The organism is Actinomadura sp. 9N407 (assembly GCF_044326315.1).
In the GTDB taxonomy this organism is placed as follows: domain Bacteria; phylum Actinomycetota; class Actinomycetes; order Streptosporangiales; family Streptosporangiaceae; genus Spirillospora.
This window is the reverse complement of the sequence record NZ_JBIRAW010000002.1, coordinates 97,631-111,436: the sequence shown is the minus strand read 5'-3', so window position 1 is coordinate 111,436 and position 13,806 is coordinate 97,631. Positions and strand designations below refer to the sequence as shown.

At 71.4% G+C, this 13,806-nt stretch carries 11 protein-coding genes; 1 reads left to right on the top strand and 10 read right to left on the bottom strand.

What is annotated here, in order from left to right; translation table 11 throughout:
* Nucleotides 1-2: 2 nt before the first annotated feature.
* From mmsB to ACH34Q_RS03170, 10 genes are all read right to left on the bottom strand, one after another.
* A complete protein-coding gene (gene mmsB, locus ACH34Q_RS03215) occupies nt 3-1,259 on the bottom strand; it encodes a multiple monosaccharide ABC transporter permease (protein WP_395981191.1) in 1,257 nt (418 codons plus the stop codon).
* Complete coding sequence (mmsA, locus tag ACH34Q_RS03210; RefSeq protein ID WP_395981190.1) at nt 1,256-3,031, bottom strand: multiple monosaccharide ABC transporter ATP-binding protein; 1,776 nt, start codon at nt 3,029-3,031, stop codon at nt 1,256-1,258. Before mmsA ends, mmsB begins: the two co-directional genes overlap by 4 nt.
* A gap of 6 nt (nt 3,032-3,037) precedes the next feature.
* Complete coding sequence (chvE, locus tag ACH34Q_RS03205; RefSeq protein WP_395981189.1) at nt 3,038-4,165, bottom strand: multiple monosaccharide ABC transporter substrate-binding protein; 1,128 nt, start codon at nt 4,163-4,165, stop codon at nt 3,038-3,040.
* On the bottom strand, nt 4,162-5,220 hold the full coding sequence (locus ACH34Q_RS03200; RefSeq protein WP_395981188.1) for a hypothetical protein: 1,059 nt from the start codon (nt 5,218-5,220) through the stop codon (nt 4,162-4,164). The genes chvE and ACH34Q_RS03200 overlap by 4 nt, the downstream gene beginning before the upstream one ends.
* On the bottom strand, nt 5,217-6,269 hold the full coding sequence (locus tag ACH34Q_RS03195) for a zinc-binding dehydrogenase (RefSeq protein ID WP_395981187.1): 1,053 nt from the start codon (nt 6,267-6,269) through the stop codon (nt 5,217-5,219). Before ACH34Q_RS03195 ends, ACH34Q_RS03200 begins: the two co-directional genes overlap by 4 nt.
* Nucleotides 6,266-7,426, bottom strand: coding sequence for a mandelate racemase/muconate lactonizing enzyme family protein (locus ACH34Q_RS03190; protein ID WP_395981186.1), 1,161 nt, complete (start codon nt 7,424-7,426; stop codon nt 6,266-6,268). The genes ACH34Q_RS03195 and ACH34Q_RS03190 overlap by 4 nt, the downstream gene beginning before the upstream one ends.
* A 229-nt stretch (nt 7,427-7,655) precedes the next feature.
* Nucleotides 7,656-8,711 (bottom strand): LacI family DNA-binding transcriptional regulator, encoded by a 1,056-nt coding sequence (locus tag ACH34Q_RS03185; RefSeq protein WP_395981185.1) that lies wholly within the window; start codon nt 8,709-8,711, stop codon nt 7,656-7,658.
* Nucleotides 8,712-8,915: 204 nt separating this feature from the next.
* Nucleotides 8,916-9,203 carry a hypothetical protein gene (locus tag ACH34Q_RS03180; protein WP_395981184.1) on the bottom strand — a complete coding sequence of 96 codons (288 nt, stop codon included), beginning with the start codon at nt 9,201-9,203 and terminating at the stop codon, nt 8,916-8,918.
* Nucleotides 9,204-9,399: 196 nt separating this feature from the next.
* Nucleotides 9,400-10,269, bottom strand: a complete 870-nt coding sequence (locus ACH34Q_RS03175) for a M23 family metallopeptidase (RefSeq protein WP_395981183.1) — start codon at nt 10,267-10,269, stop codon at nt 9,400-9,402.
* A gap of 162 nt (nt 10,270-10,431) precedes the next feature.
* Nucleotides 10,432-10,971: an ArsR/SmtB family transcription factor gene (locus ACH34Q_RS03170; RefSeq protein ID WP_395981182.1), complete on the bottom strand. Its 540-nt coding sequence runs from the start codon at nt 10,969-10,971 to the stop codon at nt 10,432-10,434.
* Between the two features lie 300 nt (nt 10,972-11,271).
* Between ACH34Q_RS03170 and ACH34Q_RS03165 the strand changes: the two genes are divergently transcribed.
* Nucleotides 11,272-13,728, top strand: a complete 2,457-nt coding sequence (locus tag ACH34Q_RS03165; RefSeq protein ID WP_395981181.1) for a SpoIIE family protein phosphatase — start codon at nt 11,272-11,274, stop codon at nt 13,726-13,728.
* Nucleotides 13,729-13,806 lie beyond the last annotated feature (78 nt).

Sequence of the window (13,806 nt, the reverse complement as noted above, 5' to 3'; positions counted from 1 at the left end):
GGTCAGCGGAGGACGGGGGCGCCGGAGCGGCGCTTGGTCCAGATGTCGAAGGCGACCGCGGCCAGCAGCACCAGGCCCTTGACGAGCATCACCTGCTCGCTGGGCGCTCCGATCAGCGACATCCCGTTGTTGATCACGCCCATGATCAGCCCGCCGGTGATCGCGCCGATCACCTTGCCGACCCCGCCCTGAACGGCGGCGCCGCCGATGAAGGCGGCGGCGATCGCGTCCAGCTCGAACGCGTTGCCCGCGGTGGGTCCGGCCTGGTTGAGCCGGCCGGCGAAGATGACCCCGGCCAGCGCGGACAGCACGCCCATGTTGACGAAGATCCAGAAGACCACCGACTTGACCTTGACGCCGGACAGCGTCGCCGCCTGCAGGTTGCCGCCCACGGCGTAGATCCGGCGGCCGAACACCGCCCGGCTGGTCAGCAGGGAGTAGCCGAGCACCAGCGCCGCCAGCAGCACCAGCACCCACGGCAGGTTGCGGAACCGGGCCAGCTGGATGGTCACCGCCATGATCAGCGCACCGGCGGCCGCGATCTTCAGCACGAACACCGGGAGCGGATCGACCGTCTGCTTGTAGCCCAGCCGCGCCTGGCGGGTGCGCCACTGCGCGACCGCCAGCCCGCCGACCGCCCCGATGCCCGCCAGCAGGCTGAACAGGTCGGCGCCGCCCAGTGCGCCGAGCCCGATGTTGCCCAGGTAGCCGCCGGTGAAGCCGTTGGCGAGGGTACGGATCTCGTCCGGGAACGGGCCGATGCCCTGGTTGCCCAGCACCGTCAGCGTCAGTGCCCGGAACAGCAGCATCCCGGCGAGCGTGACGATGAACGACGGGATCCCGAAGTAGGCGATCCAGTAGCCCTGCCAGGCCCCGATCAGCGCACCGGTGATCAGCGTGAGCAGCAGCGCCACCGGCCACGCGATGTCGTGGTTCACCATCAGCACGGCCGCGACCGCGCCGGTGACGGCGACCACCGAGCCGACCGACAGGTCGATGTGCCCCGAGATGATCACCAGGATCATCCCGATCGCCAGGATCAGGATGTAGCTGTTCTGCACGATGATGTTGGAGATGTTCTGCGGCTGCAGCAGATCGCCGCCGGTCAGCACCGAGAACAGCACGACGATCAGTGCGAACGCGACGTAGATGCCGCTCTGCCGCAGGTTGACGCTCATCCGGACCGGGGACCGGCCGTTCGGCGGGCCCGCTCCGGCCCCGTTCCCGCCCTTGGCGACGGCGGGCGCGGTACTGCTCATCCGACCTGCTCCTGTTCCGTTGGTTCCTTGTCGCCGGCGGCCGTCCCGGTGTCTCGAGCCGGCTCGGTGGCTCCGGCCGGCCCTGTGTCTCCAGTCGGCCCTGTATCTCCAGCCGGCCCGGTGTCTCCAGTCGGCCCTGTGTCTCCAGCCGGCTCGGCGTCCCCGTTCGTCCGGCCCCGGGTCATGTAGGTCATGAGGCCCTCCTGGGTGGCCTCCGCGCGCGGTACCTCACCGGTGATCCGGCCCGCCGCCATCGTGTAGATCCGGTCGCACATGCCCAGCAGCTCCGGCAGCTCCGAGGAGATGAGCAGGATCGCCTTCCCCTCGCCGGCCAGCCGGTTGATGATCGAATAGATCTCGTACTTGGCGCCCACGTCGATGCCGCGGGTGGGCTCGTCCAGGATCAGCACGTCCGGATCGGTGAAGATCCACTTGGACAGCACGACCTTCTGCTGGTTGCCGCCGCTGAGCTTGCCGGTCTCGCTCAGGACGTCCGGTGCCTTGATGTTCATCCCGGCCCGGAACTCCTCGGCGACCCGGAACTCCTCGTTCCCGTTCACCCAGCCGCGCCGGGACAGCCGGCCCAGCCCGGCGGCCGAGACGTTGCGCCTGATGTCCTCGATCAGGTTGAGGCCGTACCGCTTGCGGTCCTCGGTGGCGTACGCGATGCCGTGCCCGATGGCCTCGCGGACCGACCGTGCCTCGATCGGCTCGCCGTCCTTGTAGAGCCGGCCGGACACGCCCGTCCCGTACGAGCGGCCGAACACGCTCATCGCCAGCTCGGTACGGCCCGCTCCCATCAGCCCGGCCAGCCCGACGATCTCGCCGCGGCGCAGCGTGAGACCGGCGCCCGACACCACCGTGCGGCCGTGCTGGGCGGGGCTGTGTACGGTCCAGTCCTCGATCCGCAGCACCTCGGTGCCGATCTCCGGCTCGCGCGGCGGGTACCGGTGCTCCAGGTCGCGGCCCACCATCCCGGCGATGATCCGGTCCTCGTCGACCCGCCCGGCGGCCGGATCCAGGGTTTCGATCATCCGCCCGTCGCGCAGGATGCTGATCCGGTCGGCGATCGCCATCACCTCGTTCAGCTTGTGCGAGATGATCACCGAGGTGATGCCCTCGTCGCGCAGCCCGCGCACCAGGTCCAGCAGGTGCGCGGAGTCCTCGTCGTTGAGGGCGGCGGTCGGCTCGTCCAGGATCAGCAGCCGGACCCGCTTGGACAGCGCCTTGGCGATCTCCACGAGCTGCTGCTTGCCGACACCGAGGTCGGAGATCGGGCTCACCGGGTTCTCCGGCAGCCCGACCCGTTCCAGCAACCGCGCCGCCTCGTGGTTGGTGCGGTTCCAGTCAACGAGCGCCAGCCCGCCGAGTGCCGGCCTGCCCAGGCGTTTGCGGCCCGGGGCGCCCGTCTGCTCGTTGCCGAGGAAGATGTTCTCGGCGATCGACAGCTGCGGGCACAGCGCCAGCTCCTGGTGGATGATGACGATCCCGAGCTGCTCGCTGTCGCGGATGCCGGCGAACCGGCACGGCTCGCCCGCGAAGGAGATCTCCCCCTCGTACGAGCCGTGCGGGTACACCCCCGACAGCACCTTCATCAGCGTGGACTTGCCCGCGCCGTTCTCGCCGCAGATCCCGTGGATCTCGCCCCGGCGCACGGTCAGGTCCACGTCCGAGAGGGCGTTGACGCCGGGGAAGGTCTTGGTGATCCCGCGCATGGCCAGGATGTCGTCGGTGTCGTCGGTGAGGTCAGTGGCTTCGGTGGCTGGGGTCATGGCGGATCAGCCCAGCTGCGCCTGGGTGTAGTAGCCGCTGTCCAGCAGCGCCGACTTCACGTCCTCCTTGGTGACGATCACCGGCTCGAGCAGCTGCGAGGGAACGACCTTCTTGCCGTTGTCGTAGTCCTTGGTGTTGTTCACCGTCGGCTTGCCGCCCTTGAGCACGGTGTCGGCCATCTTGACGGTCTCGGCCGCCAGCTTGCGGGTGTCCTTGAAGATGGTGGAGTACTGCTCCCCGCCCATGATCGACTTGACCGAGGCCACCTCGGCGTCCTGGCCGGTCACCACCGGGTACGGCTGGTCGCCGGTGCCGTAGCCGTTGCTCTTGAGCGCCGACAGGATGCCGATCGACAGCCCGTCGTACGGCGACAGCACGCCCTGCACCTTCGTCCCGCCGCTGTAGGTCTTGGTGAGCAGGTCCTCCATCCGCTTCTGCGCGGTCGCCGGGTCCCAGCGCAGGATCGCGATCGTCTTGAAGTCGGTCTGGCCGCTCTTGACGACCACCTGCTTCTTGTCGATGTACGGCTTGAGCACCGACATCGCGCCGTTGAAGAAGAACGTGGCGTTGTTGTCGTCCGGCGAGCCGGCGAACAGTTCGATGTTGAACGGCCCCTTGGCCGAGCCCTCCGAGCCGTCGGCGTTCTTGAGCTTGAGCCCGACGAGCAGCGAGGTGGCCTGCTGCACGCCGACCTTGTAGTTGTCGAACGTGGCGTAGTAGTCCACGTTCGGGCTGTTGCGGATCAGCCGGTCGTAGGAGATCACCGGGATCTTGGCGTCGCCGGCCTGCTGGAGCTGGGTGGTCAGCGCGGTGCCGTCGATGGAGGCCACCACCAGCAGCCGCGCGCCCTTGGTGATCTGGTTCTCGATCTGGCTGACCTGGGTGGGGATGTCGTCCTGCGCGTACTGCAGGTCCACCTTGTACCCGAGCTTCTCCAGCCCGGCCTTGACGTTGTCGCCGTCGTGGATCCAGCGTTCGGACGACTTGGTCGGCATCGTGATCCCGACCAGCGACCCCTTGCCGGCGGCGGCGTCGGCCTCCTTGTCGACGGTCTTCTCGGCGGATCCGCAGGCGGTCATGGCGGTGCCGAGGACGAGGGTGGACAGCACGGTGGTGAGGCGCCCGAGTCTCATGACGTGTCTCCTTGGGGGGTGGTGCCATGGGTGGGGACATGGGTGGGCCCCTGGGTGGGGGCACTGCTGGGGAGCGGGGAACCGTTCTCCAGGGGCGTGACCGGTACGGGCTCGGCCGGGAACCGCCGCAGCGGGCCGGGATCGCGTGCGCCGACCGGGGACATCCCCTCGTCCGCCCCGAGCCGGGCGAGGGTGTCGAGGACCAGCCGGCCGCGCCGTACGCGCTCCCGGCCGGACTCGACGGCGGCGGGCAGCAGATGGCGGCCCACCGGGTACAGGGCGGGCGCGTTGCGCAGCCCGAACTTGAGATAGATCGGAGCGCCGCAGCGGATCAGCTCCGCCGCGTCGTACATCCGGACGAAGCCGCCCAGATCGTCGGGAGCCTCGACATAGAAGTCCACCGGCGCCGGGCTCATCGCGCGGATCTCGGCGAGCTGGGCGACGGTCAGGTCGCTCGGCACGTTGACGGAGTCGGCGCCGAGCCGTTCCCACACCGCGAACGAGGCGGGGTTGACCGGGCCGACCAGCGCGGACACCTTGAACGTGACGTCCGAGGGCAGCCGGCCGGCGGCGCGCAGCCGGTGCAGCGTCCACAGCACGCCCTCGTCCGCGATCAGGAGCGAGCGCACCCCGAGCGCGACCGCGCGCTCGGCGTCCTCCACGCACTGGGCGAGCTGGTCACGGCCGCGGGCGCGCGGCCCGGACGAGTCGTACGAGCGGCCCCCCGCCCCCGGCTCCCACGAGCCGCGCGGCCCGAGGAACAGGCTCAGTTCGATGCCGCGCGCCCCGCAGCCGTCGACCATCTCGCCGATCTCGCCGTCGGTGAGCATCCACACGCCGCTGCCCTGGCTGATCCGGTGCAGCGGCACCGCCAGCCGCTCGCTCTCGGCGAGCACGGCCGCCAGGACGGCGGGCCCTTCGCAGGAGGGCAGCTCAGTACGCCACGTACCGCCGTCGGGGAAGCGCGTCGTGGAAGAGGGTGCGGGTTCGGGGCGAGGCGGGAAGCCCAGGCCGGCCAGCGCGTGCTCGCCGGGGTGGCGGGGGAGCGGGCTCATCGTGCCTCCTGCGACTCGGGCGTCTCCTGCGGCTTGCGACTGCCCTGCGGGTCGGGACGGAGCAGGACCTTGCCGGCGTCCGGGGAGGCGCTGAGCTTCAGCGCCCGCTCGAAGTCGTCCAGCGGCAGCTCGTGGGTGATCAGCTCGGCCGGCCGCAGCACGCCGGTTCCGAACGCGCGCACCGCGTACGCCCAGTCGGCCGTGCCCGCGCCGAAGACGGTGTGCAGGGAGAGCGCGCGGGTGAGCAGCAGCGTGGTCGGTACGCAGTCGTCCGGGTCGCCGGGGATCCCGGTGAGCACGACGCGGCCGCCGCGCCGGGCCAGCGTCACGGCCGCGTGCGCGGTACCGGCGACGCCCGCCGTCTCCACCACCACGTCGAACGCGCCCTCGTCCGCCTCGCCCGGCAGATGCACGGCGGTCGCCCCGGCCGCCAGCGCCGGCCGGGCGCGCTCGGCGCGGGGATCGATCGCGATCAGCCGGGAAGGGGAGGCGGCGGCGAGGAACTGCAGCGCCAGCATGCCGAGCGTCCCGGCCCCGACCACCGCCGCCGACTCGCCTGGACGCAGCGCCGCGTGCCGTACCGCGGCGGCGATCACTGCGGCCGGCTCCAGCAGCGCCGCCGCGCGCAGATCGGCCTGCGGGGACAGCACGTGCAGCAGCCGTGCCGGGATCAGCAGGTGGTCGGCGAACGCGCCGGCCCGGGTGAAGCCGATCTCGTCGTAGCCGCCCGCGCACAGGTTGGGCGCGCCCTCGCGGCAGTACGCGCAGCGCCGGCAGCCCCGGTAGCCCTCGCCGACCACCTTGGCGCCGGCCAGCGCCGGATCGGTGCCGGGGCCGACCGCCACGACCGTTCCGGACCATTCGTGGCCCGGCGTGATCGGGTACGCGCCGAATCCCGCCGGGCGCGCGCCGTCGTACAGCTCGCGGTCGCTGCCGCACAGCCCGGCGGCGGCGATCCGTACGACCGCCTCGCCGGGACCCGGCTCCGGCGGATCGGCCTCGGCCATCCGGAACCGCCCCGGCCGCTCGACCACGACACGACGGCTCACGGGCGATCACCGGTGCCCTCGCGCAGGTGCCAGTCCTCGGCGAACAGGTCGAAGTCGGCGGTACGGCGCGGGAACGCGGCGACCGCGTCCAGGTCCAGCTCGACCCCGAGACCGGGCGCCGTCGGCGGCGCGAAATGACCGTCCACGACCTCGGGCGCGCCCCGGGCGACGCTCTTGACCTCGGCGTCGGCGAAGTCGTTGAAGTGTTCGAGGATCTTGAAGTTGGGCACGCAGACGCCCAGCTGCAGGGTCGCGGCGGTGAGCACCGGCCCGCCCACGTTGTGCGGCGCCAGCTGCACGTAGTACGTCTCGGCGGTGGCGGCGAGCTTGCGGGTCTCGGAGATCCCGCCGAGATGCCCGACGTCCGGCTGGATGATGTCGGCGGCCTGCAGTTCCAGCAGCTCGCGGAACTCGATCCGGTCGTGGATCCGCTCACCGGTCGCGATCGGCAGCCGGGTATGCGCGGCGATCTTGGACAGCGCCTTCAGATTCTCCGGCGGGCACGGCTCCTCCAGCCAGGCCGGGGCGTACGGCTCCAGCAGCCCGGCCAGCCGGATCGCGGTGGCGGGCGAGAACCGCCCGTGCATCTCCACCAGCAGCTCGCGTTCCGGGCCGATGGCGTCCCGTACGGCCTCCACCAGCGAGATCGAACGCATCGTCTCGGCGTGGTCGAGCTCCATCCGGCCCGCGCCGAACGGGTCCAGCTTCAGCGCCAGGTACCCGCGCTCCACCACCCGCAGCGCCGCCGCGTGGAACTCCTCGGGGGTACGGTCGACGGTGTACCAGCCGTTGGCGTACGCCTTGACCCGGTCCCGTACCTTGCCGCCGAGCAGCCGCCACACCGGCTGGCCCAGCGCCTTGCCGACGATGTCCCAGCAGGCCATCTCCACGCAGGCGATACCCGACATCACGATCTCACCGGCACGGCCGTAATCGCCGTACTTCATCCGCCTGACCAGGTCCTCGATGTCGAACGGGTCGCTCCCGGCCACGTGCCGCCGCTCGGCCTCGGCCAGGTAGCCGAGCAGGGCGTCGGTGTGGCCCAGCATCCGGGCCTCGCCCACGCCGGTGAGTCCCTCGTCGGTGTGCACGGTCACGAACGTGAGGTTCCGCCAGGGCGTCCCCACGACATGGGTGCCGATCTTGGTGATGCGCACGGATCGCTTCCTCGGGTCAATGGCCGGCTATGGGGCAGGGAGCCGGCTATGGGCAGGGAGCCAACATGGGAGCTATCTATCGCTTGCTTGTGTTAGCGCTAACAAAACAGGGATGGCAACCGCGGAGAGAGACATCTGGATGGTCCTCGGGGGCTTGAGCCGGGGGTCAGCTGGTGGGGTCAGCGGGTCGGGTCAGCGGGTCAGCGGGTCAGCGGGTCAGCGGGTCGGGTCAGGGGGCGCGGACGGCGGTGCTCTCGCGCACCACGAGTTCGGGTTCGACGGTGCGGCGCGGTGCTCCCTCGGCACCGCCGATACGGTCCATCAGCAGCTGGAAGGCGTGCCGCCCGACCTCCCCGAAGGGCTGCCGGACGCTGGTCAGCGGGGGTGCGAAGTACGGCGCCTCGGGGACGTCGTCGAAGCCGGCCACGCTCACCTCCTCGGGGACGCGGCGGCCCGCCTCGCGCAGCGCGCGCAGCAGCCCCAGCGCCATCGGGTCGTTGGCGGCGAAGACCGCCGTGACCTGCGGATCGGCGGCCAGCAGCCGCCCCTGCTCGTACCCCGAGCGCGCGCTCCAGTCGCCCGCGAGCGGATCGGGGACCGCGCGTCCTTCGGCCCGCAGGACCGAGCGCCAGCCCTCGACGCGCTCGCTGGCGTCGATCCAGTCGCCCGGCCCGGCGATGTGCCAGACCGTCTCGTGCCCCAGGCTCAGCAGGTGCCGGGTCACCCGTTCGGCGCCCGCGCGGTGGTCGACCGCCGCGACCGGTACCGGGAGCGCGTCGCCCGCGCCGACCACCACGGCCGGGAAGTCCGGCGGCAGCCCGCGCAGCCCTTCGGCCGCCGACCGGTGCGGCGCGATCACGACGATGCCGCCGACCGACTGCGAGCGCAGCCGCTCCACCGCGTCCTGGACCGAACGGCGGGTCATCGAGCTGAGGCTGGCGATGCTCACCGTGTGCTCGGCCCGGCGCGCGGCCCGCTCGATGCCGTAGAGCGTCGAGGCCGGCCCGTACAGCGTGGTGTCGAAGCTGACCACGCCGAGCACCCGGGACCGTCCGGTGACCAGGACCCGCGCGGCCGGGTTGGGCCGGTAGTCCAGCTCGCGCATCGCCGCGAGCACTCGGGTACGGGTCTGCGGGCGTACCTTCTCGGGGCTGTTGAGGACCCGGGAGACCGTCATCGCCGAGACCCCGGCGAGCGTGGCCACGTCCTCCATGACCGCCGCCCGGTGCCGTGCCGCGTGGGCACGGGCGCCTTCGGCGGGGGAGAGGGGCGACGGGACGGTCATGTGATCTCCTGCACACCGGGGCGGGACGCCTTGATGTTTGCGTTAACGCGAACCGGTGTCAATACCCACGGCCAGAGCAATGGTTGCGCGAACATTCCGCCCCTGGTCGCGGGCCTGACGCTTTCTTCAGCCGGTCCCGATGTGTTCGGCGGGCCGCCCCCTCCGAGGGTGGCGGCCCGCCGTGGCCCGGCCGGAACCGGAACGTCAACCGCTGACCGGCATCGCCTCCCGGGCTCGTTCCCGCGACTCCTGCATCTGCTCGTGCATGCCGCGCGAGCCCCACTGCTCCTCCATGCGCATCGCGCATCCGAGGGCGAAGAACGTCGGCGCCCACTGGCCGACGAAGATGCCCCAGTGGTCGGCGCGCTCGAGCCCCGCCGGCTCGGCGTTCCTCGAGATCATCCAGGACGCGACGGAGGCGCCGATCGAGGCGATCCCCATCCCGTACATGAGGTTCGAGGACAGTCCCATTTTGCGCAGCATGCCGAGCATGTGCCCCCCTTGGATATCCGTTCAGGTCGGTTCCTGCTGGGGCGTCCCTTCCCGGGGCCCAAGGGGCTATGGCAATGCCCGTCCCAAGAAATGCCTTCACGAGCAGTACTCGCCGCAAGCGGCGCCTGTTGCAAGCAGTGCCTGTTACAAGCGGTGCCTGTTACAAGCAGCGCCTGCTGCAAGCAGTGGGCCCTGGTCAGGAGCGTGTTCCGTTGGTGGCGGGGACACCGGCGTCGACGACGAACGGGCGGCGCCCGCCCGGCACGCCCGTCCGGGCCTCGCCGTCGGCCTCCGCGTCGTCGTCCCGGTACGGGAACGCGAACGGCACCCCGGCGGCGATGAGCGGCCGCGGGCCGTCCATCAGATGGAAGTGCAGGTGCGGTTCGGAGCTGTTGCCCGAGTTGCCCACCTCGCCCAGGAGGTCGCCGGCCCGGACCCGGTCGCCCTTGGCGACCCTCAGCGAGCCGCGCCGCAGGTGGGCGAACACCGCGTACACGCCGTCGCCGAGGTCGAGGATGACGTGGTTGCCGAGGATGAACCGGCCGCTCGACAGGGTCAGCAGCGACAGGACGTACCGGAAGATCATGCCCTCGATCATCAGGTAGACCAGCGCGGGCCAGGAGTTGCGGCTCCAATGGTCGCGCTGCCGTCCGCCGGCCGCCACCACGACGCCGTCGGCGGGAGCGGAGATCGGCCGCCCGAAGGACGGGAACGTCTCGGGTCGTGCCGCCAGCGAGCCGCGTACCAGCGGCTTCCACTCCGCCGCCCGGTCCGGTACGTGCACCAGGTCGATCGCGTACGTCTGGCCGAGCTCGTGCGTGCCGTGGCTGGGGACCTTGTCGGCCGGGCTGTTCACCGGCAGCCACCGCCCGTCCAGCGGGCTGCGCACGATGACCGGCGCGCGGTCCTTCTCGCCCGAGGGGATGAAGAACAGGATGAGGCCGAGCACCACCAGAACGGGGCAGGCCAGCGAGAACCAGCCCAGTTCGAGCACGTTCGCGGTCAGGCCGAGGATGATGCCCAGCAGCAGGATCGGGACCCTGAAGCGGGCCACCTTCTTGAACATTTCCGCCTCCCGATGTGGTCTAGCAGCGTGTGGTCCAGCAGCGTCTGGTCTAGGGACCGCGTGTGGTCCAGGGACAGCGTCTGGTCTAGGGACGTTGTGGGCGAGGGATGTTGTGGCCGAGCAGAGGTGTGGAGTTGGGCGCAGGCGCGGTGGCCGGGGCGCTCAGCGGCGGGCCGCGGCGAGCACCGTGAGGAGCGGCACCACCCGCTCGCCCGGAACGGCGTACTGGCCGCGCGCGGTGGTACGGAGCCAACCGGCCGCGACCAGTTGGCGCAGGTGGTGGTAGAGCTGACCGGTCGTGCCGAGCCGCTCGTGGGCGGCGAGTTCGGCGGTGGTACGGGCGCCGTGCAGGATCTCCCTGAGCAGCAGCAGCCGTACCGGATGCGCCAGGGCCGAGAGCGTGTCGGCGGCCTGCGACCAGTCGTCGGCCAGCAGTTCCCCGGCCGAGTGGCCCTGCTGCCACTCGTAGTGCTCCTCGGTCGGCAGCGTCACGGTGCCCGTGAACAGCACCGCGCCCTGCTCTCCGGCGCGTTCCTTCAGTGCGTTCAAGGCCCAGAACGTCTCGCCGGGCTCGGCGTCCGGCCCGCGCTCGATGTCGGGCCCGGGTTCGCCGGTTTCCGGGCGGGGACGTTCCAGCCGTGCCACGCGCTCCTCCAGCAGCGCGAGCCGGTCGGCCAGCGTGTCGTCTCCACCTTCTGTCATGACTCCATAATTACGTAGAAACGTAATTTCATCAAGTCCCGCCTGCGTCGCGCGAGTGCACGGGATTACGAGGGCACAGGGTTGCGAGGGCATGAGGTTGCGAGCGCACGGACCAATTCGGCGGATCCGCTTCGTGATCATTCGATTACTGATAGACACTTAGCCGGGGTCACGACATCTCCTCCCCGCGGGTGTCGCGGCCCCGTGGCGGGACCGGCGGAAGCCTTAATCGGAGGCGCTATGGCGCAAGGGGGGATAGGCGGCTGTGGCTCTCAGCCCTGGGCGGAGTCACCCGCGGTCGTGGCCCGGGCCGAACGCTTCCTGGTGAGCCGGCTCGGCTGCGGTCCGGAGGAGGCCAGGGAGTACCTGCGCCGGCTGGCCGGCTCGGCCGACGCCGAGCAGCTCGCCGAGGCCGCGGACGTCGTCGTCCGGGAGGCCGCCGCTGCACCACCGGGCGGGATCGTGTTCCCGGAGATGCCCGCGGTCACGCCCCGTACGTTCCCCGCCGTGGCCGGTGGTATCCACGTCCGGGACGATGGCCCGGGCTCCGGTCCGCCGCCGGGAACGGTGAGCGGCACCGATGGGCGGACGTCCGCTCCCGCCGCCGTGCCGCCGCCTCGCTCCGACGACCAGAACGCCCCAGACCAGAACGGCGCAGACCAGAACGGCCCAGACCAGAACGGCGCGGATCGGCACGCCAACGGCCGGAACGGCAACGCCAACGGCAGCGACCAGAGCGGTAAGCGCGGCGGGGTCGAAGGGCACGACTTCATGGCGTTCGCCGAGGAGTTGAGCGCCGCCCGCAACCCGGCAGAGCTGGCACGGCTGCTCTACCGCAGGCTCCGGCCGTACGGCACCAGCGCCATCATGCTGGCGGTGCTCGACCGCGACGGCCGGCTGCGGATGAGCGGCGTCGCGGGCGACCGGGACGAGTCGGTCGAGGACTGGTCGCGGGCTCCGCTGCGGCATGTGCTGCCGCTGGTGCGGATGTGTCCCGACGACCAGCTGCTGTGGCTCGACGACGAGACCGGCGAGCGGATGCTGACCTGGGTGTCCACCGGGGAGACGCCCGCGGACGGTCTGGTGTGCGTGGTCAGCGTCAGCTGGCCGGCGGGCGAAGCGCCCGGCCCCGTCGGTTCATCTGGTTCGCTCGGTTCGCCTGGGCCGGTGGCCGGGCGCGGCCTGGACGGTGCGGAGGTGCTGACACTGTCCGGCGGGCGGCGGCTGCGCGATCTGGCCGCGCTGAGCGCCCCCACCAGCGATCTGAGCGCGCCGTGGCTGGATTCCGTCCTCGAGGCGATCCCGATCCCCGCCGCGCTGCTGTTCCCGATCCGCGACCGCGACGGCACGGTGGTGGAGTTCTACGTCGACCGCTGCAACGCGCACGCCACCGGGTTGCGGGCCCGTACCCCCGAGCAGATCACCGGAGCCCGCCTGCTCGACGCGTTCCCGGGTCTGGACCTGGCGGGCATCTTCGACGCGTACGTGACCGTTCTCGAAACCGGCGTCCCGCTGCACCGCGAGCCGTTCACCTACGAGGAGCCGTTCCGCGGCGTGCTCTATCCGGCGGTGCTGAGCGTACGGGCCCAGCGGATCGGCGGCGGCCTGCTGGTGAGCTGGGAGTTCCACGACGAGCAGGCGCGGATCGCCGCCCAGATCGACGACGCCGAGCGGCTGATGAACCTCGGCTGGGTGGAGTGGAACCTGGTGACCGGCGAGATCTCCTGGTCGCGGCGGATCTACGACATCTTCGACGTCGAGCCGGAGCAGGGCCCGCTGCCGCTGGAGCAGATGGCGGCGCACGTGTACGAGGAGGACCTGCCGGCGGTGGTCCGGGCGGTGGCGGGGATCTCCGAGCGGTTCTCGGCGGTGACGTTCGAGTTCCGTACGGTGCGCACCGGGGCGCCGCGGCACGTGAACGTCACGGCCGAGCCGGTGCTGGACGGGCTCGGCCACCTGATCGCGCTGCGCGGAGTGGTCCAGGACGTCAGTACCCGGCGCCGGATCGAGGCGGCGCTGGAGCTGTCCCGCCGCGAGCTGGAACGGCACCGGCGCCGGCTCGCCGAGGAGCTGCAGCGCGAGCTGCTGCCCGCCTGGAAGCCGGATCTGCCCGGGCTGCGGGTCGCCGTCCGCTACCGGCCCGCCGAGGACAGCGCCCAGGTCGGCGGCGACTGGTACGAGGCGACCACGCTCCAGGACGGCCGGGTGCTGATCGCCATCGGGGACGCCAGCGGTCACGGCCTGCAGGCGGCGGCGCGGATGGCCCAGCTGCGCAACGCGCTGCTGGGCATCGCGCACACGGGTGCGGACGCCGCCCGCGTCCTGGAATGCCTCAACCTCGTCGCCTTCCAGGGCCGGGACGAGTACGCGATCGCCACCGCGATCGTCGCCCACTTCGATCCGTCCGACGGCTCCCTCGCCTGGGCGCGCGCCGGTCATCCGCCGCCCGTGCTGTCCCGCGGCGGGAAGGCTCGCCAGCTCGACAACCCGTACGGCACACCGCTCGGCGTCACGCTCGATCCCGGCTACCGGCTGGTGACCACGCGGCTGCGTCCCGGCGACGGCGTCGTCCTCTACACCGACGGGCTGGTCGAGCGCCAGTCCGAGCACTGCGACGACCGGCTGAGCCTGTTGCTGAAGGTGGCCGGGCAATGCGCGGGCACCGATCCCGACCAGCAGCTGAGCTCGCTGCTGTCCGCCCTCGACACCAATCCCGTGGACGACACCTGCGTCATCGTCCTGAACGTCTCGTCCTAATCGCCTCGTCCTAATCGCCTCGTCCTAATCGCCTCGTCCTAATCGTCTCGTCCTGAACGTCTCGTCCCGCAGGTCTCG